Origin of the sequence: Mesorhizobium sp. M2E.F.Ca.ET.209.01.1.1, from assembly GCF_004010375.2 — a bacterium.
In the GTDB taxonomy this organism is placed as follows: domain Bacteria; phylum Pseudomonadota; class Alphaproteobacteria; order Rhizobiales; family Rhizobiaceae; genus Mesorhizobium.
Window position 1 is genome coordinate 240,538 of sequence record NZ_SADP02000004.1, and the last position, 22,912, is coordinate 263,449.

The 22,912-nt window shown below is 63.2% G+C and carries 23 protein-coding genes and 1 pseudogene; 13 read left to right on the forward strand and 11 right to left on the reverse strand.

The window, feature by feature from the left end:
- Positions 1-82: 82 nt before the first annotated feature.
- The 3 genes from EN852_RS10225 to EN852_RS10235 are packed head-to-tail and all read left to right on the forward strand — an operon-like array spanning position 83 to position 5,138.
- Entirely contained in the window at positions 83-3,859 is a 3,777-nt protein-coding gene (locus tag EN852_RS10225; RefSeq protein WP_127875130.1) for a vitamin B12-dependent ribonucleotide reductase, read from the forward strand.
- Positions 3,860-3,905: 46 nt separating this feature from the next.
- On the forward strand, positions 3,906-4,742 hold the full coding sequence (locus tag EN852_RS10230; RefSeq protein ID WP_127875129.1) for a serine protease: 837 nt from the start codon (positions 3,906-3,908) through the stop codon (positions 4,740-4,742).
- Positions 4,743-4,766: 24 nt separating this feature from the next.
- Positions 4,767-5,138 (forward strand): VOC family protein, encoded by a 372-nt coding sequence (locus tag EN852_RS10235; RefSeq protein WP_127875128.1) that lies wholly within the window; start codon positions 4,767-4,769, stop codon positions 5,136-5,138.
- A 46-nt stretch (positions 5,139-5,184) separates the two neighbouring features.
- Here the strand turns inward: EN852_RS10235 and EN852_RS10240 are convergent.
- Together EN852_RS10240 and EN852_RS40795 are read right to left on the reverse strand one after the other, a co-directional pair.
- Positions 5,185-5,792 (reverse strand): annotated as a pseudogene (locus EN852_RS10240) (class I SAM-dependent methyltransferase).
- A 30-nt stretch (positions 5,793-5,822) separates the two neighbouring features.
- Entirely contained in the window at positions 5,823-5,987 is a 165-nt protein-coding gene (locus EN852_RS40795) for a hypothetical protein (protein WP_189545807.1), read from the reverse strand.
- Between the two features lie 104 nt (positions 5,988-6,091).
- Between EN852_RS40795 and EN852_RS10245 the strand changes: the two genes are divergently transcribed.
- From EN852_RS10245 to EN852_RS10255, 3 genes are all read left to right on the forward strand, one after another.
- Positions 6,092-7,006, forward strand: coding sequence for a LysR substrate-binding domain-containing protein (locus tag EN852_RS10245; RefSeq protein WP_127875127.1), 915 nt, complete (start codon positions 6,092-6,094; stop codon positions 7,004-7,006).
- Positions 7,007-7,144: 138 nt separating this feature from the next.
- Positions 7,145-7,597: a pyridoxamine 5'-phosphate oxidase family protein gene (locus EN852_RS10250; RefSeq protein ID WP_127875126.1), complete on the forward strand. Its 453-nt coding sequence runs from the start codon at positions 7,145-7,147 to the stop codon at positions 7,595-7,597.
- 39 nt (positions 7,598-7,636) lie between these two features.
- Entirely contained in the window at positions 7,637-7,819 is a 183-nt protein-coding gene (locus EN852_RS10255; RefSeq protein ID WP_127863789.1) for a hypothetical protein, read from the forward strand.
- A gap of 20 nt (positions 7,820-7,839) precedes the next feature.
- Here EN852_RS10255 and EN852_RS10260 read toward each other — a convergent pair whose 3' ends face one another.
- From EN852_RS10260 to EN852_RS10270, 3 genes are all read right to left on the reverse strand, one after another.
- A complete protein-coding gene (locus EN852_RS10260; RefSeq protein ID WP_127875125.1) occupies positions 7,840-8,973 on the reverse strand; it encodes a GH25 family lysozyme in 1,134 nt (377 codons plus the stop codon).
- A gap of 153 nt (positions 8,974-9,126) precedes the next feature.
- The gene (locus EN852_RS10265) at positions 9,127-9,912 is read right to left on the reverse strand and encodes a phosphodiester glycosidase family protein (protein ID WP_127875124.1); all 786 of its coding nucleotides are present in this window, start codon (positions 9,910-9,912) and stop codon (positions 9,127-9,129) included.
- Between the two features lie 111 nt (positions 9,913-10,023).
- Positions 10,024-10,896, reverse strand: coding sequence for an undecaprenyl-diphosphate phosphatase (locus tag EN852_RS10270; protein ID WP_127875123.1), 873 nt, complete (start codon positions 10,894-10,896; stop codon positions 10,024-10,026).
- Between the two features lie 202 nt (positions 10,897-11,098).
- Between EN852_RS10270 and EN852_RS10275 the strand changes: the two genes are divergently transcribed.
- Entirely contained in the window at positions 11,099-12,031 is a 933-nt protein-coding gene (locus tag EN852_RS10275; protein WP_127875122.1) for a hypothetical protein, read from the forward strand.
- Positions 12,032-12,046: 15 nt separating this feature from the next.
- On the opposite strand, the gene EN852_RS10280 is transcribed toward EN852_RS10275, so the two are convergent.
- Positions 12,047-12,259, reverse strand: coding sequence for a hypothetical protein (locus EN852_RS10280; RefSeq protein WP_127875121.1), 213 nt, complete (start codon positions 12,257-12,259; stop codon positions 12,047-12,049).
- Positions 12,260-12,410: 151 nt separating this feature from the next.
- Positions 12,411-12,806, reverse strand: coding sequence for a GFA family protein (locus EN852_RS10285; RefSeq protein ID WP_127875120.1), 396 nt, complete (start codon positions 12,804-12,806; stop codon positions 12,411-12,413).
- A 185-nt stretch (positions 12,807-12,991) separates the two neighbouring features.
- On the opposite strand from EN852_RS10285, the gene EN852_RS10290 reads away from it, so the two are divergent.
- Entirely contained in the window at positions 12,992-14,026 is a 1,035-nt protein-coding gene (locus EN852_RS10290) for a 2OG-Fe(II) oxygenase family protein (protein WP_127875119.1), read from the forward strand.
- Between the two features lie 10 nt (positions 14,027-14,036).
- Here EN852_RS10290 and EN852_RS10295 read toward each other — a convergent pair whose 3' ends face one another.
- On the reverse strand, positions 14,037-14,285 hold the full coding sequence (locus EN852_RS10295; protein WP_042644583.1) for a ParB N-terminal domain-containing protein: 249 nt from the start codon (positions 14,283-14,285) through the stop codon (positions 14,037-14,039).
- Positions 14,286-14,434: 149 nt separating this feature from the next.
- Here EN852_RS10295 and EN852_RS10300 point away from each other — a divergent pair, with 149 nt between their 5' ends.
- Genes EN852_RS10300 through EN852_RS10320 form a run of 5 tightly spaced genes read left to right on the forward strand, consistent with a single transcriptional unit; the run spans position 14,435 to position 19,523 of the window.
- Positions 14,435-16,087 (forward strand): N,N-dimethylformamidase beta subunit family domain-containing protein, encoded by a 1,653-nt coding sequence (locus EN852_RS10300; RefSeq protein ID WP_127875118.1) that lies wholly within the window; start codon positions 14,435-14,437, stop codon positions 16,085-16,087.
- Positions 16,084-17,451 carry an aspartate aminotransferase family protein gene (locus tag EN852_RS10305; RefSeq protein WP_127863780.1) on the forward strand — a complete coding sequence of 456 codons (1,368 nt, stop codon included), beginning with the start codon at positions 16,084-16,086 and terminating at the stop codon, positions 17,449-17,451. The genes EN852_RS10300 and EN852_RS10305 overlap by 4 nt, the downstream gene beginning before the upstream one ends.
- A 24-nt stretch (positions 17,452-17,475) precedes the next feature.
- The gene (locus tag EN852_RS10310) at positions 17,476-17,985 is read left to right on the forward strand and encodes a DUF523 domain-containing protein (RefSeq protein ID WP_127863779.1); all 510 of its coding nucleotides are present in this window, start codon (positions 17,476-17,478) and stop codon (positions 17,983-17,985) included.
- 3 nt (positions 17,986-17,988) lie between these two features.
- The gene (locus tag EN852_RS10315) at positions 17,989-18,492 is read left to right on the forward strand and encodes a GNAT family N-acetyltransferase (protein ID WP_127875117.1); all 504 of its coding nucleotides are present in this window, start codon (positions 17,989-17,991) and stop codon (positions 18,490-18,492) included.
- A 2-nt stretch (positions 18,493-18,494) separates the two neighbouring features.
- Positions 18,495-19,523: a histone deacetylase family protein gene (locus EN852_RS10320; protein ID WP_127875116.1), complete on the forward strand. Its 1,029-nt coding sequence runs from the start codon at positions 18,495-18,497 to the stop codon at positions 19,521-19,523.
- 4 nt (positions 19,524-19,527) lie between these two features.
- Here EN852_RS10320 and EN852_RS10325 read toward each other — a convergent pair whose 3' ends face one another.
- The 3 genes from EN852_RS10325 to EN852_RS10335 form a co-directional block, all read right to left on the reverse strand.
- Entirely contained in the window at positions 19,528-20,796 is a 1,269-nt protein-coding gene (locus tag EN852_RS10325) for a cysteine desulfurase-like protein (protein WP_127875115.1), read from the reverse strand.
- A gap of 38 nt (positions 20,797-20,834) precedes the next feature.
- The gene (locus tag EN852_RS10330) at positions 20,835-21,902 is read right to left on the reverse strand and encodes an aldo/keto reductase (protein ID WP_127875114.1); all 1,068 of its coding nucleotides are present in this window, start codon (positions 21,900-21,902) and stop codon (positions 20,835-20,837) included.
- Positions 21,903-22,273: 371 nt separating this feature from the next.
- On the reverse strand, positions 22,274-22,792 hold the full coding sequence (locus tag EN852_RS10335) for a hypothetical protein (protein WP_189545811.1): 519 nt from the start codon (positions 22,790-22,792) through the stop codon (positions 22,274-22,276).
- Positions 22,793-22,912 lie beyond the last annotated feature (120 nt).

Here is a 22,912-nt window from a genome sequence, read left to right on the forward strand (position 1 = left end):
AACGGCGGACTGCGCTTTTCGCCATGTGGGGCAGAAATCCCTGGGGAAAGGCGCTATATATAGACACAAAGGGACCGGACCAATGCGCATCGAGCGTCGCTTCACCAAGCCAGACCAGTCAGCTTATGCGGAGATCGAATTCCGCAAGGCTTTGTCCGAGATCAAGAATCCCGACGGCTCGGTGGTGTTCCGCCTCGACAACATTGATGTGCCGGCGCAGTTCAGCCAGGTCGCCGCCGACATCCTGGCCCAAAAATATTTCCGCAAGGCCGGCGTGCCGGCGCGGCTGAAGAAGGTCGAGGAGAACGACGTTCCCTCCTTCCTGTGGCGCTCGATCGCCGACGAGGCCGAACTCGCCAAGCTTCCCGAGGCCGAGCGCTACGGTTCGGAAACCGACGCCCGCCAGGTCTTCGATCGCCTCTCCGGCACCTGGACCTATTGGGGCTGGAAGGGCGGCTACTTCAAGTCGGAGGAGGACGCGCGCGCCTTCCGCGACGAGCTTGCCTATATGCTCGCCACCCAGCGCGTCGCGCCGAACTCGCCGCAATGGTTCAACACCGGCCTGCACTGGGCCTATGGCATCGACGGTCCGAGCCAGGGCCACTTCTATGTCGACCCCTTCACCGGCAAGCTGACCAAGTCGAAGTCGGCCTATGAGCATCCACAGCCGCATGCCTGCTTCATCCAGAGCGTGCAGGACGACCTCGTTAACGAGGGCGGCATCATGGATCTGTGGGTGCGCGAGGCGCGCCTGTTCAAATACGGCTCGGGCACCGGCTCGAACTTCTCGATGCTGCGCGGCGAAGGCGAGAAGCTTTCCGGCGGCGGCCGCTCCTCCGGCCTGATGAGCTTCCTCAAGATCGGCGACCGCGCGGCCGGCGCCATCAAGTCGGGCGGCACGACGCGCCGCGCCGCGAAAATGGTTATCGTCGACGCCGACCATCCCGACATCGAGCAATTCATCGACTGGAAGGTCAATGAGGAGCAGAAGGTCGCCTCGCTGGTGACCGGCTCGAAGATCGTCAAGAAGCACCTCGAAGCGATCATGAAGGCCTGCGTCAATTGCGAAGGCAATGGCGACGACTGCTTCGACCCGGCGCTGAACACCGCGCTGAAGCGCGAGATCAAGCTGGCCAAGAAAGACGCCGTGCCGGAGAACTACATCTACCGCGTCATCCAGTTCGCCAAGCAAGGCTACACCTCGATGTCGTTCAACACCTACGACACCGACTGGGATTCGGACGCCTATCTCACTGTCTCGGGCCAAAACTCCAACAATTCGGTGTCGCTGAAGGACAATTTCCTGCGCGCCGTTGAGGCCGATGGCGACTGGCAGCTCACCGCCCGCAAGGACGGCAAGGTGCTGAAGACGCTGAAGGCGCGCGATCTGTGGGAAAAGATCGGCTACGCCGCCTGGGCGTCGGCTGATCCCGGCCTGCACTTCAACACGACGATGAACGACTGGCACACCTGCGCTTCCGCCGGTGCGATCCGGGCCTCCAACCCGTGCTCGGAATACATGTTCCTCGACGACACGGCCTGCAACCTCGCATCGATCAACCTCCTGCCCTACCGCAAGGAAGACGGCACGATCGACATCGCCGCTTACGAGCACACCGTTCGGCTGTGGACCGTCGTGCTCGAAATCTCGGTGATGATGGCGCAGTTCCCGTCGAAGGAGATCGCCAAGCTCTCCTACGACTACCGCACGCTCGGCCTCGGCTACGCCAATATCGGCGGCCTGCTGATGACCTCGGGCATTCCCTACGACTCCGACGAGGGCCGCGCGATCTGCGCAGCACTTACCGCCATCATGACCGGCGTCGCCTATTCGACCTCGGCCGAGATGGCTTCCGAGCTCGGCGCCTTCCCGGACTATGACCGCAACGCCCAGAACATGCTGCGCGTCATGCGCAACCACCGCCGCGCCGCTTATGGCGACAAGGACGGCTACGAAAAACTCGCCGTCAATCCGGTGCCTCTCGTCGCCTCCGACCTGAAGCAGCAGGCGCTGGCAGAGCATGCCCGCGCCGCCTGGGACCGCGCCATCGAGCTCGGCGAGGAGCACGGCTACCGCAACGCGCAGGCGACCGTGATCGCGCCGACCGGCACGATCGGCCTCGTCATGGATTGCGACACCACCGGCATCGAGCCCGATTTCGCCCTGGTGAAGTTCAAGAAGCTCGCCGGCGGCGGCTACTTCAAGATCATCAACCGCGCCGTGCCGGAAGCGCTGCGCACGCTGGGCTATTCCGAAAGCCAGATCGCCGAGATCGAGGCGTACGCCGTCGGGCACGGCAACCTCAACCAGGCGCCCGGCATCAACCCGCCCTCGCTGAAGGCCAAGGGCTTCACCGACGAGAAGATCGCGGCGCTGAATGCGGCGCTGAAGTCGGCCTTCGACATCAAGTTCGTGTTCAACCAGTGGACGCTGGGCGCCGACTGGGTGAAGGAGACGCTCGGCTTCACCGACGAGCAGCTCAGCGACGTCTCCTTCGAGATGCTGCCGGCGCTGGGCTTCTCCAAGAAGGACATCGACGCCGCCAACATCCATGTCTGCGGTGCGATGACGCTGGAAGGCGCGCCCTTCCTCAAGGCCGAGCACCTGCCGGTGTTCGACTGCGCCAGCCCCTGCGGCAAGATCGGCAAGCGCTCGCTCTCCATCCAGAGCCACATCCTGATGATGGCGGCGGCGCAGCCCTTCATCTCGGGCGCCATCTCCAAGACCATCAACATGCCGAACGAGGCGACGGTCGAGGATGCCAAGAGCGCCTACATGCTGTCCTGGAAGCTGGCGCTGAAGGCCAACGCCCTCTATCGCGACGGCTCGAAGCTGTCGCAGCCGCTTAATGCCTCGCTGCTCGCCGATGGCGAGGAGGATGAGGACGAGGCGGTCGAACAGCTGGTCGCGGCACCGGCGGCGCAGCGCGCCGTGCAGGTGACGGAGAAGATCGTCGAGCGCGTCATCGAGCGGCTCTACCGCGACCGCGAGAAACTGCCGAACCGCCGCAAGGGCTACACGCAGAAGGCCGTCGTCGGCGGCCACAAGGTGTATCTGCGCACCGGCGAGTTCGATGACGGACGTCTCGGCGAGATCTTCATCGACATGCACAAGGAGGGCGCTGCCTTCCGCGCGATGATGAACAACTTCGCCATCGCCATCTCGCTCGGCCTGCAATATGGCGTGCCGCTCGACGAATATGTCGAGGCCTTCACCTTCACCAAGTTCGAGCCGGCCGGCATGGTGCAGGGCAACGACGCGATCAAGAACGCCACGTCGATCCTCGACTACGTGTTCCGCGAGCTCGCCGTCTCCTATCTCGGCCGCCACGACCTCGCCCATGTCGATCAGTCGGATTTCGACAAGACGGCGCTCGGCCGCGGCATCACCGAAGGCAAGGCGACGCCCTTCTCCAAGGGCCTCTATCGCGGCGCCTCGCCTGTGAAGCTGGTGTCGGGCATCGGCAGCGAGCCCAAGGGCTTTGGCGGCTCAACTTCGACGCCGGCCCCTGCCCGCGCCGCGCCGACCGCTTTTGCAGGCTCCAACGTGCTGGCGTTGAAGCCGGCCAGCGACGAGGCGCTCGCCTACAAGCGCGACTATGAGGAGCGCGCCCGGGAACTGGCCGAGGACATGGTGGAAGAGGAAGCCGAGGCCGCCGGCGGCGCCGAGGCGCTCTTCACCGACGCCGCAGCCAACGAAGCGGCCGAGGCGAAGAAGCTAGCCGCCACCCGCCGCCAGCAGTCGCTGCTGCAAGGCTACACCGGCAACGAATGCTCCGAGTGCCACAACTTCACCATGGTGCGGAACGGCACCTGCGAGAAGTGCGACACGTGTGGCTCGACGAGCGGGTGCAGCTGAGGAAATCTACGAAGGGCACCAGGACCTGGTGCCCTTAAAGCTTCTTATGAGTCAGTATTCCTTCGTAACGGCCCCAGTTGAAGCTTTGACAGACCGCGACGTTCCGGTCTGTCAAGGCACTTCCTTTTTCTACAAGCGCGACGCTCGGTGGCTTTATCTGGTGACTAATTGGCATGTAGTCACAGGCAGATCACCATTTGCACCGAAATTTAGCCAAACAGGAGCGGTGCCGGTTAAATTGCGCCTCAGACTTCATCGAAATATCGGACCGGATTCGTTTCGGCTTTCTCAGAAGATTGAGCATACAATTTCAATAAACGACTCCGAAGGAGAAAAACCACTTTGGCTTGAACACCCGAGCCATCAATACAAGGTTGACATTGCTGTCATTCGAATACCGAATGATGATAATTTGACAAACTTAGCTACATTCAGCTTTTTGGACGAAGAAAAGGACCTTCAGACTGACTATCAGCCAGAACCTATGGCCGATGCGTTCGTACTTGGATATCCTTGGGGTCTGTCGTCTGGTGATGGAGTTCTGCCGCTTTATAAAAGGGGCAGTGTCGCATCCGATCCTCGGGTGGACTACTCACAATTACCCAGATTTCTTATCGATTGCAGAACCGCCGGAGGTATGTCGGGAGCTCCAGTGTTAGTGAGTCGAAGCGGAGTGTGGGCTCCAAATGGAATATTGGACGACTCGACTGTTTTCGGGACCGTGACCAATTTTGTTGGCGTGTACTCGGGACGTTTAGAGACCAACATGGCCAACAGTGCTGCGCAGGACGCGATATCGGAACTGGGCATCGTGTGGAAGAAGGCGGCCCTGGACCAGATAGTTGACGGGGGCGCGCGCGGGACAAAACTCAGCGAACTCTAAACTAGCTTCGATTACGTTCATGCCATGATCGGCCACATCACCATCGAAGTCAGCAACCTCGCTAAGAGCAAGCTCTTCTACGAACAGGCTTTTTCGCCGCTGAACTACAGTCTCGCCTTCGGCAAGAAAGGCGTCTTCTGGGCCTTCAATGTCGGCAATGGCTGCCTGTTCGAGATCCAGAGCACGGGCGAGAAGCCGCCGCTCACCCGTCTGCATGTCGCCTTCCGGGTGAAGAGCAAGGCCGAGGTCGATGTGTTCCATCGCGCCGCGCTCGAAGCTGGCGCCACCGACAACGGCGCGACGGGGCCACGGCCGGGCTATGGCCCGAATTACTATGCCTGCTTCGTGCTCGATCCCGACGGCTACAACATCCAGGCGATGATCAACGAGGCGTAAGCGCGCCCTTCCCTACTCCGCCTGTGGGAGAAGGGAGGCGCGCTAATCACGCCGGCCTAACCGCCAGAAACGTATTCCATTCCTCGCTATTGCGGCCGACGTTGAAATCGTCCCGCAAAAGTACCAGTCCGGTGCTCTCAATACGCTCCGCGAAATCGTCCCTGCGCCACAGCACGGTATGATAGTTGCCGTCTGTCTCGCCGTCGCCATTGCGCATCGACACCAGAAGCGCGCCGCCCGGCCGCAGCGCGCCAGCGATCTTGGCAAGCACGTGGTCGATCTGGTCGCGCGGCACGTGGATCAGGACGGCGAGCGCCAGCACTGCGTCATAGGGGCCGCCGAGATCATCGGTGAGGAGATCGAGAAGCTCGCCGTGCTTGCCGCGCGCGGCCTGCAGCTCGAGGAACCGCTTCGTCGCGTCGGTGCGGCGAACCTTGACGCCCAGACCCTCCAGGAAGTCCGCGTCGTATCCCGCGCCCGACCCGACTTCCAGAATCCGGCCGTCTTTGCCGCCGATCGCCACGAGGCGCTTCAGCGATGCCTGCTCTCTGCATTGGGAACATGTCGCACGATGGCATCGTAGCGATCCGCGTAGTCTTCATAGGCAGTGATCGTTTGCTGGCTCTTTGCCAGAGCTTCCGACAGTTGATTCATCTTTCCTCCAGGGCTGGTCGAAGTGCTTGCTCAGCGAATGCTGCCGGGCGGCACGTGCCCATCCAGCACGCCGATGTCGCGCAGGAAATGGTCCGACAGTGACCGGCGGTCGAGCTGGCCGCGGCGGCGCGGCTTGAACGGCGCGGCGATGAGGTCGAGCAGCGGACGGCGAAGCGTGTTGTAGAAGGTGGTCATTGCCCTGTCCTTTCAGGTTCGATCCGATGGACAAAGCATGCCGTTTTCCGGCCTTGGTTTCCAATCGAACGTCGCGTAGTATGCATCAGGAGGATTGATGCGTCATGAGTTGGGAGCTACCGCCCTTAGGGGCCATCCGGGTCTTTGAAGCCGCAGCCAGGCTGGGCAGCTTCACCAAGGCGGCCGAGGAGCTCGGCATGACCCAGTCGGCCGCGAGCTACCAGATCAAGGTGCTGGAAGAACGCGCCGGAACGCCGCTTTTCATAAGAAAAACAAGGCAGATCGCGCTGACCGAAGCCGGGCAGCAATTGGCGCCGCACGCGACGGACGCATTCTCATCGCTGGCCGATGCCTGGGTCGCCACCAAGGGCGGTGCCACCGGCGTGCTCTCCGTGACGACGATGGAAACCTTCGCGACGAACTGGCTGGCCGTATGGCTGGGAACATTCCAGTTGATGCATCCCGACCTTGCGGTGAAGGTGAATACATCGCCCCGGCTGGTCGATTTCTCGCGCGAGGACATGGATGTCGGGATCCGAACCGGCACCGGAAACTGGCCGGGCCTGACCGCGCATTATCTGTTCAAGGCGGACTATACGCCGATGCTCAGCCCGAAGCTCGCGGAGAGCGTCGGCGGCATCCACCGCCCCGAGGATCTCTACAAAGTGCCGCTATGCTGCGCCGATGATCCGTGGTGGAAAGTCTGGTTCGAAGCGGCCGGCGCCCCCTTCGAGCCCGAACGCATGATTGCCGGACCCGCGCTCGGCTCGCAGGCTTATGATGCGATGGCTGCGCTGACCGACCGCGGCGCCGCGATCCTTACCCGCAACATCTACAGCGCCCTGCTGGCCAAGGGTCAGCTGATCCAGCCCTTCGATGTCCTTGGGTCCGACGGCGACGGCTATTGGCTGGTGCATCTGGAAAGCCGCCGCAACACACCCAAGATCAAGGTTTTTCGCGACTGGGTGCTGGCCCAGACGGCGGATATCCGCGAGCGCGAAAAGGCAGAGGCGCGATAAGCTAAGGTTGAGCGAAGCGACGTGGCGAGAAACGCGGATGGCGAAGGGCCGGGAATCCGAGGCCAGGTTGACATGCGTCAATGCTACGCTTTCCCCATCCTCTACTGTCGCGCCGTCAGCATGACTTCGGAGGCGAAGATGGAACAGGAGATCAAAAACAAGATCCAGACACTGCTGGATCAGCATCGGATCATGACGGTTGCTACGCTGAGGCCGGATGGCTGGCCGCAGGCGACGACCGTCGGCTATGTCAATGACGGCCTCACCCTCTACTTCCTCTGCGGACTGGATAGCCAGAAGGCGGCCAATATCGCGCGAGACAATCGTCTGTCGCTGACCATCGACCACGACGCGCCGCAGGTGATGGAGATCACCGGACTTTCCATGGCGGCGCGGGCGCAGCCGGTCACCGACAAGGCCGAGGCCGAGAAGGTTCTGCGCATGCTGCCGATGAAATATCCGCCGCAGACCTCGATGCCCGGTCCGATGCCGACGCCGGACCAGGTCCGTATCTTCCGCGTGATGCCGACAGTGATCTCCGTGCTCGACTACTCGAAGGGTTTCGGTCACACGGATCTGGTCACCTGCTAAGCACGGCACCGCGGCCAGGCGATCCAATCGATCGATCGCATGATCCAGATCAAGGCAAAGCCCATCGTTCCCGGTGTTTCCTCGGCTGTTCTTTCCGAGGAGATGGAAATGCCTACAGAGAGCCTAATCGTCGTCACCGCCATTGTCGCCTATTTCGCAACCTTCATGGCCGTGCTCGGCTATGTGACAATGACGGAGTCGCGAATTCTGCCCCGGAGGTAGCCGAGGCGATCGGATGCGCCTCAGTCCGCGTCGGCCATCATCTGCCCGCCACCGCCCAGCAAGGCGCGCCATTGCCGCTCATCGCCACGGAAGACGTTGAGGTCGATGCGGCCTGTCACGCCATGCGACAGGCCGGAGCCCGAATACTGCCAGAACAGCCATTTGCGGCCCGGATAGACTTTTGACGGGTGCGCCGCAACGGCCCGGAGCCAGAACGGGTAGTCCAGGAAGGCGCCGCGCAGGTTGTCGCGGTAGAAGTCGGGGCTGGTGTAGATGATGGGACGCTGGCCGTAATGGCGCTCCAGCTTGTCCATGAACACCTGCATCTTTTCCAGCACCTTTTCGCGCGAGGGCTTGCGCCTGCAGGAGGATTCGCCGTTCCACTCGACGTCGATCACCGGTGGCAGCGCGCCGTCGACCTTCGGCACGTTGCGGATGAACCAGTCGGCCTGCTCGCCGGCGGTGCGGCACCAGTAGAAGAAATGATAGGCGCCGCGCTTCAGCCCGGCGGCGTCGGCGTTGCGCCAGTTCTTCATGAACATCGGATCGAGATGGTCGCCGCCATCGGTCGCCTTGATATAGGCGAAGTTGGCGCCCTGGGCGCGCAGCTTTTCCCAGTTGATGTTACCCTGCCAGCGCGAGACGTCGACGCCGTGCACGGCGAGATGGCGCGGCGAGGAACGGCCGAAATTGATCGGCTTGGCGTCGCGGAAGGCGTAGCGCGTGACCGGGCTGGCGAGCATGGCGGGCGCGGCGCGCGACAGCCGCTTCGGCGGCGAGACGAGCGCTGCCTCCTGCACCGGCGGCTCGACGCTGTCCGGGAGATCGGTCGCCGGGAAGTTCGCGGTCTCCTCCTCGGCAAGGCCGAAGGGGCGCGAGTTCTCGTCGCCAGCGTCAGCGTCCGAACTGGCATTGTCCTCGTCGAGCAGCGGCGCCGGCGGCGTGAAACGCGTCGCGCCCGACATCGAGGCCGTCTCGACGGTTTTTTCCGTCACGGCGGTCCTCACGCCTTTCGACACCGGCGCGCTCGGCCGCACGACCGAACTGGTCGTCTCGCTCGACGGCAGTTGCAGGGCATCGACTCCAGCTGTCGACGAGCAGCCGGCAAGGCAAAGCGATGCGAGCATGAAACTGACGACGCCAAAAATCCGCATCTTTGACCTGTACGCAAAACAAAACAGACCGAAGGCAGGAACGGCGCCGCCGGAAACTCCATTCCTAATGAGAAATTACCAACAAAGTTTGAATCAAAATTTACTTTTGGTCCGGCCGGGCGATTCGCCGTCCGGCTGCCTGGCGTTCCCTGGTCAGCGCCTGAACACGCCGATCATCGGCCCGAGATTCCAGAAATCGTCGTTGCGGCCGATGCCTGGCGCATAGAGGCTCGAAATCGAGCCGTCGAGGAAGAGCGCGTTCGGACAGCCGAGCTGGTCGCGGAACAGCCGCGCGAATTCGTGGAAGGTCACGACGTCGTCCGAGATCGCGAAGACCGCGACGCCATCGGCGCGCACGCCCACGCCGTCGCGTATCTTGCGCGAGGTGCCGTCCGCATGGAATTTCGGATGCAGCTTGCCGTCGATGACCAGCATCGGCCCGGACTGCGTGGCGTAATCCACGCGCGGCGGACGCTTCAGATAGTCCTTGGTCGCGCGAACACCTGCCTTGCCGGCGCTGAGATAGAAGATGCCGTTTGGCTGCATGGAGAAATTGCCGGTTCCCGATCCGGTCTTCGCCGGCGTGACCTGCTCGCCGCGCTCGACGTAAAGCCCAACCGGCGCGAGGTTCGGGTGATACATGCCGGCATTGATGCCGAACAGCATGCTGCGCCCCGCCGCTTGCTGTGCTTTGCGCAGATTGTGCAACGACCGGTAGAGCTCGCCATCCTTGTTCTTCCAGAACAGCTCGATGGAAAAATGCTTCGGATCGGCCTCGCAGACCAGATAGGTCGCGTTCTCGAAAGTCTGGTTGTGACAGGGCGGCAGCGCCGCCAGCCATTGGCCGACGCCCATGCCGGCGCCAACGGCGGCGGGCACCGCCGATTTCACCAGCGTGGCCAGCAAAGGAATCGATTGCAGCAGAGTCACAAGATCCATCAGCGCCCCCGAGGGTCAGCGTCGATATAGCGGATTCGGTCGAGACCTCTAACTCTTTGCTTTTTGCGCGAATTCAGGACGGAAGCCGCTGCGCGGATTTCCTGGATTGCGTCAGGTGAGCCAACCGGTCGCCACGCTGATCAGCAGCACCACGCCAAGCAGGCCGCGATAGATGACGAACGGCCAGGCGGAGAAGCGTTCGAGCACCCGCATCAGCCCCCATATGGCGAAAAAGGCCGAGATGGAGGCGACGATCAGGCCGACGGCGAGGATCGACCAGCCATGTGCATCGAGATGCACCTTGTGCAGTTCATAGAGCTCCTTGAGGCCGGCGAGCGCGATTGCCGGCAAGCCGAGCAGGAAGGAGAGGCGCGCCGCCTCCGGCCGGGCGAAGCCCAAGCCCATCGCTGCAGTCAGCGTCGAGCCCGAGCGTGAGACACCGGGGATGAGCGCGCCGACCTGGGCGACGCCAACCAAGAGCGCATCGAGGATCGAAGCCTGGCGCAGCATCAGCTTATGGCTGGCGAAAATTTCGGCGAGCGCCAAAAGGATCGCCATGGCAATACAGGCCCAGCCGATGACGGCGAGCCCGCGCAGCGGCGAGTTGCAGGCGTTGAGCACGCCGGAAAGCGCAAGGCCCGCAATGACGATCGGTACGGTGGCAAGCACGATGCTGATCGCCAGGCGGAAATGGCGGTCGCCGAAATCGCGGCGCGCGATCGCCGAGATCGATCCGAAGAGCACGTCCCTGACATCGCTCCAGAAATAGCTGACCACTGCCGCCAGCGCCGCGAGCTGCATGGCGGCCGAGAAGGCCGATCCGGGATCCTGCCAGCCAAGCACCGCCGGCACGATCCGCATATGCGCCGTCGACGAGATCGGCAGCAATTCGGTGATGCCTTGCACGATGCCCAGGAACGCCACTTTGGCATAGCCCAGGCCGACAAAGCCGGTGTCCAGTCCTTGAGTGCAGACGTCGGTCATCTCAACCCTTTTCCCTGCGCCTCGATCCTTGCCGAGGCAAAAGTGAATCGTCCTCGAAAGCCCCTCTGGAGAGGCTTAGCCTCACGATAGCGTGATTCCAACTCACGGATTTGTAAGGTGCCGCTAATCCTGCTTGACAACAGGCTGCCTCATATTATCCTCTGCTAATCTTACACTGTAAGGCATATCGGAGGAGCATGCTATGTCGACCGCCGCCCTCTCGGAACTCGAGCCCGTCATGCCGCCGGAAACCCATGTCCCGGAAATCGCGATCGAGGAGGTATCGCGCGATATGAGCCGCGCCATCGAGCGCGCCGAAGTCACGGCATGGCTCGACCTTTACCAGGCGGTGCCCGCCGATTTTGCGGCACGCCAAGGGCTGTCGATCGCGAGCGACGGCGATCTGGTCTGGACCACCTGCACGACGATCCCGTTCATCCATTTCAACTGCGTGAAGAATATCGGCGTCGATGGGCCGGCGACGGAAGACCAGCTCGACGCGTTGCTCGCGCATTACCGCGATGCCGGCATCAGGCGTCCCTGGTTCTACACGAGTCCGCACACCGAGCCGGCGCGGCTGAGATGCTGGCTGGAAGCGCGCGGCCTGCAGCATCAGGGCGGCTGGGAGCGCATCTATCGCGACGCGACGCCGCTGCCAGCCGAACCGCTCTTCCCGGGCGATCCGCTGATCCCGGTGGACGATCCAGTGGTCGAGGAGGTCACCTCCAGGACGGCTTCGGAATGGGCTTCCTTCATCGATGCCAAATACAGGCTCCCCACCTCGCCCTGGCTCACCGCGCTTGTCGGCCGCAAGGGTTGGCGCCACTACATGCTGAAACGTGGCGGCGCGGTCGCCGCGGTGCGCTCGCTTTTCATCGGGCCGGACGGCGCCGCCTGGACCGGCATCGACGCGCCGGTACCCGGCATCATGGCGCCGAGCTTCGATCTGGATGCCATGCTCGGAGAAAGGCTGGTTCGCGACGGCATTGCGGCCGGCGCGAAGCTCTTTGTCGCCGATATCGAGGCGCCGCTCCCCGACCGCGACGGACCGGCCTATCGCAACTACGACCGGCTCGGCTTCAAGCTCGCCTATTCACGCAGTCACTATAGTTACCTGCCCGCCTATTCGAGCTGATTTCCCGGAATAGCCTCAGCGGTGCAGCCACTGCTTCAGACAGCTTCTTGCCACTATATGCGCAGGCGGCACTGACGCCTGGTCGATGCGGGAATCGTCGCCGGCCCTGTCGCGCGCCTTTTCCAGGAGCAGGCGAAGCTCGGCCGGGCGCACCCGGTCGCGCGCCATAACGAGCTGGATCATCGGGTCGTTCAAAAGCTCGTCCAGGGTGTTGATGCTCTCGCTCATCCGTCGCCTCCTCGATGCCTGCCCGCATGGCGCTTAGATAGGCAGCCAATGATGGCCCGCCAATGACGCTTTGCCGGCTATCTCGTGCACCGGAGATGAAATTTTTGTGCAGGGCTCTTCCCCTTCTCCCCTTGTGGGAGAAGGTAAAACGCTAGGCCGGCGGCGCGCCTTCATACTGCGGCAAGCCATCGTCGAGCATCAGCCAAGGCTGCTTCGAGGCGGTCCAGAAATGCATGTCGGGCTTGAACAATGACGGGTCGTCGAGCGAGCCGGACGTGACGCCAAGAATGTTTCTGGAATCGCGGCGCGAAAACAGGGTTGTGCCGCAAGCCGGGCAGAAGCCGCGCTTGAGGTCCGGCGTGGAGTTGATCGTCGCCACCGGCCCTTCGATGGTCACGTCGTCGATGCGGAAGAGCAGGCGGGCGTTGAAGGCCGCGCCGATCGCTTTCTGGCAGATCCGGCAATGGCAGACGCGTTCGTTGATCGGCGCGACCTCGGCTCTGTAACGCACCGCGCCGCACAGGCACCCGCCCTGATATTTCGTCATCACTGACACCCGTTTCGAGGAATGCCGGCAAGGTAGTGACCGGCATGAGAGGGTCAAACAAAAAACATTGATGGGATGCGATCGCCTGCGCTGATACGGGTGGCCCAACGACGCGTCCTGGCCTGCGATTGACAATCGCCGGCCGCCACGCCCTGCTTACAGCGTCCGACGGGATGAGGAAGACGATGGCCGACATCGACACGATAGTGATCGCACCCTTGTTCGGTCCGCCCTCACCAGCCCGCGACCAGACCGACTTGAGGATCATGGCCGCGGCGTCGGGCATCGGCTTCATGGCGATCCGCGACTTTCCCGGCGCCGACTGGCTGACGCCGCAGAACCGGGCGCGGCTGTTTGCGATCTTTTCGCTGCCCGAGGCTGAAAAGCAGAAGCTGCTGCGCTGGAATTTCGACCGCACCAAACAAAATGTCTATCGCGGCTGGTTTCCACTTCAGCCGGGCGCCGTGTCCTATAAGGAAGGCATCGATATGGGGCCGGACATCGCCGAGGTGCGCACCGCGCCCTCAGGGCTTGATGTCGGCGATCCGCTCTGCGAGGACACGCCTCTGCCGCCCGAAAGCGTCCTGCCCGGCTGGCGCCAGGCAGCCGCTGGTTACTACAAGGCGATGGAGACGGTCGGCAACGCGCTGCTGCGCTCGGTCGCGCGCGGCCTTGGGCTGACCGAGACAATTTTCGACAGGGATTTCGAGGGCGGCATCTCCACATTGCGCCTGATCCGCTATCCGCTGCGCGATCCAAACAGCGGCATCGACCTCAGCGGCCCCGACTTCTCCGTGATGCACAAGGGCGAGATGCGGACCATCATTGGCCGCGAGCATGCCGATTCCGGTTTCGTCACCTTGCTGGCGCAGGACGGCGTCGAAGGCCTGCAGGCAAAAAACCTTGCCGGCGAGTGGATCGACGTGCCGCCGGCGGACAACACGCTCGCCGTCAATTTCGGCCAGCTGCTCGAGCGCTGGACCGCCGGCCGGGTGCGCGCGACCAGGCATCGGGTGATCGCGCCCAAACAGGCGCGCTTCTCGATTCCGTTCTTCTACGAGCCACGCGTCGACGCCGAGATCGCGCCGCTGCCGCTCGAGGGCGCCGAGCTCTTCGAGCCGTTCCTTTATGGCGACTACCTCTGGGACACGGCGACGAAATTTGTCGAAATGAGCGGCGTCAGGCACCTGCGCCAGCCGCGAAGGGCCAAGGCTTCTTGAATCAGAGAAATCAGTGCCGCTTGGCCTGCACGAGATACGCGTCGATCATGGTCTCGCCCAGCCATTTCGCGGCTTCGAGCCGGTGCAGCCCCTCGACCAGGATGTGGCGCTTGCCGTCATGGCGCACCTGGATCGGAGTCTTCATGCCGTTCTCGAGGATGTCCTCGGCGAGATGGCGCACGGTTTCGGGATGCAGCGTCTTGCGCCGCGCCGTCGGCACGTAGATGTCGTCGACCTTGACCTTTTGTACCCGCAGCATGTCGGCTCCCGGCGTTTAAACATCGCCTGAAGCTGAATAGTCCGTTTGCCGGATATCGCCAAGCGCAGGTGGCGGCTGGCCCGATGGTTTCCATTTGACGCTTGGCCGGCCGATGGTCTCAATAACGGCTTCGTGATCTCAGGTGTTCCTTGACGCAATTGCCCACCGAATTTCCCGATTTCGGGCTGACGCCCGAGCAGCGCCGCGAGGCGGTGCGCGGCCATTATTACGAATGGCCGGGGATGGATGGTGAGCGCGGTGAGATCTGGGGCTACAGCGACCGGTTTTCCTACCGTCCGGGCGAGATAGTCATGCTTTTCGTCAGTTCGACGGCGCCGCAATTCAGCCTTGCCGTCATCCGCGACGGCGACAGCGAAACCAAGGTCTTCGAGGGATCGGGCCTGTCGGCGCGCTGGCAGGACACGCCCGACCAATGCTCGGTCGAAGGCTGCGGCTGGGAAGGGTCGTTCGAATTCCGTGTCGGCGACGATTGGCCGTCGGGCGCCTATCGCGTGACGCTCTCGGCCGAGGGCCGCGACGGCAACCCGATCCGCAGCCACCATCTCTTCATCGTCGCGCCCAGGCCCGGCCGCAAGCCGGGCCGGCTGCTGCAGGTCGCCGCGACCGGCACCTGGCTTGCCTACAACACCTGGGGCGGCTCGAATCACTATCAGGGCATCACCGGCTCGAACCGCGATCAGTACGCGACGATGGTGTCTACGCAGCGCCCCTGGTGCCGCGGCTTCGTCGTGCTGCCAAAGGACGCGCCGCGCGTGCCGCTCGAAGTCGCCGTGCCGCCGAAGACCGTGCCGCGCTATCCGCACATGGAATGGGCTTTTGCCACCGGGCATTCGAAGAAATACGCCTCCTCCGGCTGGGCAAGCTATGACAGCCACTTCTTCCGCTTCGCCGAGCGCGCCGGCTATCAGGTCGATCTCGCCAGCCAGCACGAGCTGCATTTTTCGCCCGAAATCCTCGACGGTTACGACTGCGTCGTCTTCGTCGGCCATGACGAATACTGGACCTGGGAGATGCGCGACGCCGTCGACAACTATGTCGAGCGCGGTGGACATGCGGCGCGCTTCGCCGGCAATTTCATGTGGCAGACGAGGCTGGAGGACGAGGGCCGCCGCCAGGTCTGCTACAAATACAAGGCGCGCGCGCAGGACCCTGCCTATCGCGGCGGTGACGTCACCCGCGCCACCAACTCCTGGGAAGCGCCCGAGATCGGCCGCCCTGGCAGCGCCACCTTCGGCCTCAATGCGACGCGCGGCGTCTATGCCGGTTGGGGCGGCTGCGCGCCGCGCGGCGTGCGCGGCTTCCCGGTCTACCGTCCCGAGCACTGGGCCTTCGCCGGCACCGGCATCTATTACGGCGACCTGCTCGGCGCCGACAGCCATGTCTATGGCTACGAGGTCGACGGCCTCGATTTCGAGATCCGCGGCGGCCTGCCCTACCCGACCGCGGAGAGCGGCGCGCCGGATGGCCTGCAGGTGCTGGCGGTCGGCATGGCGAGCCAAGTCGAGGAAAGCGCCGATATCCCGATCGAGGATCAGTTCCTTACCGACGAGGACGGCCGCTTCACCGCCGAGACTCTGTTCGGCGAGGCCAGCGACGCTAATCTCGACAAGGTCAAGCGCGGCAACGGCATGATCGTCAATTTCCCGCGCGGCAAGGGCGAGGTCTTCCATGCCGGAAGCTGCGAATGGGTCGCCGGCCTGCTAAGGCAGGACGCGATGGTCGAACGCGTGACCAAAAATGTTCTCGACCGCTATCTTGGCCGCGACGCGAGGGGCGAATGAGCGCTGTGCAATCCATCGAAACCAGCAGCCGGCCGAACCTTTTCCACTTCACAAGGCGGCCCCAGCCGATGGTGGATCGCGCCGACGGCATCTATCTGTGGGACAAGAGCGGCCGCCGCTACATCGACGGATCGAGCGGCGCGGTCAACGTCAATATCGGTCACGGCAATCGCAACGTCATCGACGCGATGAAGCGGCAGCTCGACCGCGTCAGTTTCGCCTACATCTTCCAATTCGAGAACGAACAGGCCGTCGCGCTGGCGCGGGACTTGGCCGATCGGCTTCCGAACGGGCTCGACCGCATTTATCTCGTTTCCGGCGGTTCCGAAGCGGTCGAGGCCTGCCTCAAGCTCGCGCGGCAATGGGCGGTCGCGACGGGCCAGGACAAGCGCTGGAAAATCATCGGTCGCATGCCCTCCTATCACGGCATCACGCTCGGCACGCTTGCCGTTACCGGCGACGATGTCCTCACCAAGACATTCGACCCGCTTGGACGGCCGATGCCGTTGGTGCCGGCCCCGTTTGTTCATCGCGACCAAGATAATCTGTCGCTGGAAGAGCGCGGCGTCCGCTACGCCGATATGCTTGAGGAAAAAATTCTGGAGGAAGGGCCCGAAAGCGTGCTCGCCTTCATCATGGAGCCGATTGGCGGCGCGGCGACCGCCGCGCTGGTGCCGCCCGACAGCTATTTTGCCCGGATCCGCGAGATCTGCGACCGCTACGGTATCCTGCTGATCCACGACGAGGTCATGACCGGCATCGGACGCACAGGCAAGTTCCTGGGCGGCGATCATTGGCGCTGCCGGCCGGATATCGTTGCGCTGTCGAAAGGGATGAGTTCCGGCTATGCGCCCTTGGGGGCGCTTGCCGCGACAGAGAGGATCGTCGGGCCGGTCGTTGCTACGGGTGGCTTCTTGCATGGCCACACCTATGGCGGCAATCCCGTCGCCTGCGCGGCCGGCGTTGCCGTTCTCGGCGAAGTCGACCGCCTTGGCCTGGTCGAGAATTCCGCCGTCATGGGCGAAGTGCTGAGGGGCGAACTCGAAGCGCTGTCGGGTCGCTTTCCTTTCATTGCCGACGTGCGAGGCAAGGGCCTGTTCATGGGTGCGGAGCTCTACGCCGACCCCTTGGCCCGGACGCCATTGCCACAAAATCTCAACGCCAATTTGCGGCTCATCGATCTGGCCTTCGAGCGTGGACTCATCATCTACTCGCGGCGCGTGCGCGGCGGGCCGGTAAGTGATAATTTCATGGTCTGCCCGCCTTTGATCACAACCCGCGAACAGATCGGTGAGATTATCGCGGTGCTTGGCGACGCACTGGAGGCACTTGCCGCCGAACTTGACCTGCCGGTCAATCACTGAGCCCTCGCCAAGGGAGGAGCCGATATGGAGAGGGTGCTTGTCTCGGCCTGCCTGCTCGGCAGCAAGGTGCGCTACAACGGCTCGTTTCGGCTCGACCACCATCCCGTACTGTCGCGGTGGCAGTCGGAAGGCCGGATCGTGCAGATCTGTCCAGAGGTTGCGGCAGGTTTTTCGACGCCGCGTCCGCCGGCGGAAATCCAGGGCGCGGGCGACGGCCATGCGGTCCTGCAGGGCCAGGGCAGAGTGATCGAGCAAACCGGCAGCGATGTCACCCACCTTTACCGCCAAGCCGGGCAACTGGCGCTCGACCTCGCCCGCGAAACCGGATGCCGCTATGCCGTATTGACGGATGGCAGCCCGTCCTGTGGCAGCAGCTTCATTTATGACGGGAGCTTTTCAGGGACCCGCGTGGCTGGCCAAGGCACGACCACAGCGCTGCTCGAGGAAAATGGTATCCGTGTCTTCTCGGAAGACCAGATCGAGGAGCTTGATGATCTTTTGACCGGCCTTGGGCCGGCGCAATCCCCGGCCTGATCAATGCGGCAGGAAGGCACCAAGACAGTCATCCGCCCCGGGCGCATCGACGACGTCGAAACCATCCACGCCGCCCTGCTGCGTCTCGGCACTCATATCGGCGCGCATCAGGAAATCACCTCGACACCCGAAGACCTTCGCCGCTACGGCTTCGGCGAAAAGCCCGCCTTCTCGACCTTGATTGCCGAAATCAGCGGCGAGTTCGCCGGACTTTGCCTGCATTTCCCGATCTTCTCGACCTGGATGGGCCGCCCGGGTGTCTATGTGCAGGACCTTTATGTCGAGGACCGTTTTCGCGGCCGCCGCATTGGCGAAAAGCTGCTGCGGTGCGTTGCCAGGGAATGCCGCGCGGCCGGAGGTGTCTATCTCAGGCTATCCGTCGATACCGACAACGAGACCGCCAAGGCCTTCTATGAAAGACTGGGCATCGGCTGGTCGAGCTACGAGCAGGTGCAGAAAATCGTCGGCGATGCCTTCTTCGCCTTTGCCGACGCGCCGGAGGAATGACGATGAAAGCCTTCTATGCCGAGGAGCAGAAACGCCATGATCCCAAGGCTTTCCTCTCCAGCGGCGCGCCGCAGCCAAACCCGGAAAAGCCGGAGCGGATCGAGAGATTGTTAGCCGGCGCAAGATCGGCCGGCTTGACGATCGAACGTCCGAGGAAACATGGACTTGGCCCGATCGCGGCGGTGCATACGCCTGAGTATCTCGACTTCCTCGAGCACATCTTCATGCGGTGGCAGCGCATCGAAGGCGCTTCGGCGGAAGTCATCCCGAACATCCATCCGATCGCCCGCAACGGCTCCTATCCGGCCTCTGCTGTCGGCCAGGCCGGCTACCACATGGCCGACACCGCCTGTCCGATCTCGGCCGAGACCTGGGACAGCGCGCTGTGGAGCGCGTGGAGCGCGGTGGAGGCCGCTGAGGTGGTGATGGCCGGCGCGCCTTCGGCCTATGCGCTTTGCCGCCCGCCGGGCCATCATGCCTTCGCCGATGTCGCCGGCGGCTTCTGCTTCATCAACAATTCGGCGGTCGCGGCGCAGGTGCTCCGGAAAAGCGCCGCCCGTGTCGCCATCCTCGATGTCGACCTGCATCACGGCAACGGCACGCAAGGCATCTTCTACGCCCGACCCGACGTGCTCACCGTCTCGCTGCACGCCGATCCGGTGCGCTTCTATCCGTTCTTCTGGGGCCATGCCGACGAGCGCGGCGACGGCCCCGGCCTCGGCTACAATCTCAACCTGCCGCTGACGCGTAAATCAGCCGATGCGGCCTTCCTCGAAGCACTTGCCACAGCCTTCCAGCGCATCCGCGCCTTCGCGCCGGAAGCGCTGGTCGTGGCGCTTGGCCTCGACGCCTTCGAGGGCGATCCGTTCGGCGGCCTGTCGGTGACGACCCAGGGCTTTTCGCGCATCGGCGAAGCGATTGCCGGGCACGGACTGCCCACAGTCATCGTTCAGGAAGGCGGCTATCTCTGCGATGCGCTGGGCGACAACCTCACCGCTTTCCTGACCGGTTTCGGCGGCAAGCAGCGATAGAGCGTTACGATCGTTCCTGCCGTAGCATCGCGATTACACGGTGAACGCTCTCCAGCGTCTCCTCGATCTCGGCCGCCGTGTTGTAGTGCGCAATGCCGATGCGCACGACGCCCTGCTCGGCCGGGATGCCGAGCTGGTGGACGATCTCCCACGCGTAATTATGGCCTGACCACAGGAAGATGTTTTCGGCGTTCATCTGCCGCACGATCGTTTCCGGCGCGATCCCTTCGACGGTGAAGGAAACGGTCGGCACACGCTCGGCAAGGCGCGCCGGATCGGTGATGCCGCGGATGACCAGGCCTTCGATATCGGACAGGCCTTCGATCAATTGCCGGGCCAGCGCGTTCTCATAAGCGATCGACACCTCGAACGCCTTGGCGATCCGCTGCCGCCGCGAGCCGCCCTCGCCGGCGGCGGCGCCGAGATCGGCAAAATGGTCGATCGCGGCCGTCAGTCCGGCCATCAGCTCGATCTGCGGCGTGCCGAGCTCGAACCGCTCCGGCAGCCCGTTCGACGAGCAACGGCATTTGTAAGGTTTGAGACCGTCGATGACGTCGCGGCGCCCCCACAATATGCCCATATGCGGCCCGAAGAATTTATAGGCCGAGCAGATCAGGAAATCGCAGTCGAGCTCTTGCACGTCGATCAGCCCGTGCGGCGCGAATTGCACCGCGTCGATATAGACCAGCGCCCCGGCCTGCCTGGCGATCGCGGTCAGCGCCTGCACGCGGTTGATCGAGCCAGTGAGGTTCGAGGCATAATTCAGCGCCACGAGGCGCGTCTTGTCCGAAAGCAGCGCCTTGAGGGCTGCCTCTTCGACCTGCCAGCTCTGCTCGTCGAAGGCCAGGAAGCGCACGACAAGGCCGAGATCCTCGGCAAGCTGCAGCCAGGGCGAGACATTGCCTTCGTGGTCCATGCGCGTGACGATGATCTCGTCGCCGGGCTTCATCGTGCGGCCGAGCGTGCGCGACATGTGGTAGGTCAGCGTCGTCATGTTGGCGCCGATGACGATCTCCTCGACGCTGGCCGCGTTGAGGAAATCGGCCATCGCGGCATGCGCCGCGTCGACCACATGCTGCGCAGCGATCGTGGTTTCGAAGAAGCCGCCGAGATTGGCGTTGGTGGTGAGCAGGCAGCGCGACACCGCGTCCGCGACCCCCTGCGGCACCTGCGTGCCGGCGGGATTGTCGAGATAGATGCGGCGCCGCCCATTGTCGGTCAGCGAAAGTGCCGGAAATTTGCCGCGCACAGCCTCGATCGGAAAATCTGCCATCGTCTTCCTCCCCTTATCCTCTCCCGGACGGTTGCCGATCACGGGCACGGATTGCCGACACGCTGGTGGATGACGTCGACCGCTTTTTGCATCTCTTCCGTCCAGGTGACTTCGGCCGAGGACAGCGCCATGTCGAGTTGCCCGACGCTGGTCGCGCCGACGATGTTCGCGGTCACGAAGGGCCGGCTTGTCACATAGGCGTTGGCGAAGAGCGCCGGCTCCATGCCGAAGGAGCGCGCCAGCTCGGTGTATTCCAGCAGCACCTCCGCCGCATTCGGCGTCTCGTAGCGCTGGCCGCGGTTGAAGAGCTGCGAGCGCGAACCCTGCGGCCGCGCGCCATGATTGTATTTGCCGGTGAGATAACCCTGAGCCAGCGGCGAATAGGGAAGAAACGCGATCTCCTCGCGCTCGCAGACCTCGGCGAGGTTCACCTCGAAGGTGCGGTTGACGAGGTTATAGGCGTTCTGCAGCGAGGCGACGCGCGGGCCGATGCCTTTCTCGGCTTCGAAGACGAAGCGCATGACGCCCCAGGAGCTTTCGTTCGAGAGGCCGAGATGGCGGATCTTTCCGGCTTTCACCAATTCCTCGAAGACGGCGAGCGTCTCGGCAATCGGCGTCTCGTCGTCGGGCGCGCCCGCGGCATCGGGCCGGCGCGCCACCGCGCCGACGCGCGTCGGGTTAGAGCCCCACGGAATATCCCGGTCGGGCCAGTGGATCTGATAGAGGTCGATATAGTCGGTGCCGAGCTTCACCAGCGATTTCTCGACCGCGTCGAAAATGTCGGCCCGCACCAGTTTCGACGGACGGTCGCCCCGGAACCAGGTGTTGGCGGTGCGGCCGACCACTTTCGAGGCGAGGATGACCTTGTCGCGGTTGCGGTTGGCTTTCATCCAGCTGCCGATGATCTTTTCGGTCCGCCCTTGCGTCTCCGCCTTGGGCGGGATCGAGTAAAGCTCGGCCGTGTCGATGAAATTGACCCCGCGCGAAAACGCCAGATCCATCTGCGCATGGCCTTCGGCTTCGGTGTTCTGCTGACCCCAGGTCATCGACCCAAGGCAGATTTGCGAAACAAGGAGATCGGTCCGACCGAGGCGGCGTTTGTGCATAAAATGACTCCGGCGGGAGGTTGCGCGGACAGCGCGGGGAGGAAATCGGAACATAGAGCAAAACGCTCGCGTTTGGCAAAGTCGCATAGTGTGGAGGTTGGCCGAAGCGCCAATCAGTTCGTCATCCACGGGCGGAGCAAGGAGCGAAGCGACGCGCGCAGACCCGAGGATCCATGCCGTGACGTTAAGGCGTTGCAACGGTACAGAATTCTGCTCCGCTGCATCCTTCAGCCGAAGTTACGGCATGGATCCTTGGGTCTTCGCTCCGCTCCGCGTCGCTACGCCCAAGGATGACGACTTTTGGGAGGCTCGAGCCAATTTCGAACGCTTGCGACGGTTCACCGAGGTCGCGGAAATCTTGGTGGAAGGAACTATCGCCTGGCCCCAGCCAAAGCCCGCCGCTTGGCCTCGTCGATCAGCATGTTGGCCACCTGCATGCGGATCATGGCGCGCTGGCGCAGATGCGGCGCGACCCGGTCCGGATGGTTGGCGAAGGCGAAGTTGCGGCGGATGCGGCCGAAATCGGCATTCTTGGCCGGACGGTCGAGACCGAGCTCATCGGCGATCGCTTCGGGGTCGATCGGCGGCAGCTTTTCCTCCGGCCGGTGCTCTTCGCCGGCAAGCGCCAGTTTCGCCTGGTCGAGAAGCGCTGCGAACTCCGCCGCGAGGTCGGCGCCAGCCTCGCGGTATTCAGCGGCGACGCTCTCGCCGGCGACCTTGATGCGGCCGGAATGCAGTTCGTCGGCCACCGACAGATAGTCGAACGGGATCGACGGCCGGGCGCCCTGCTCCTCGCCTTTCTCCGAAGCGACGATCAGGTCGTCGAGCAACGAAGCGAAATCGAGCTTGTTCCCGGTGCCGATCTCAGCCTCCTCCTGTGGTGACGGCATGCATTGATGCCGTTGAACATAGGGCGCTCTCGTTAAAAATGAATTCTGGCGACGTTAACAATTGCCGGCTTTTACGTCCGAAGAGACTGCCTGAATCATCGAATAAAAAGCCGGACTGCA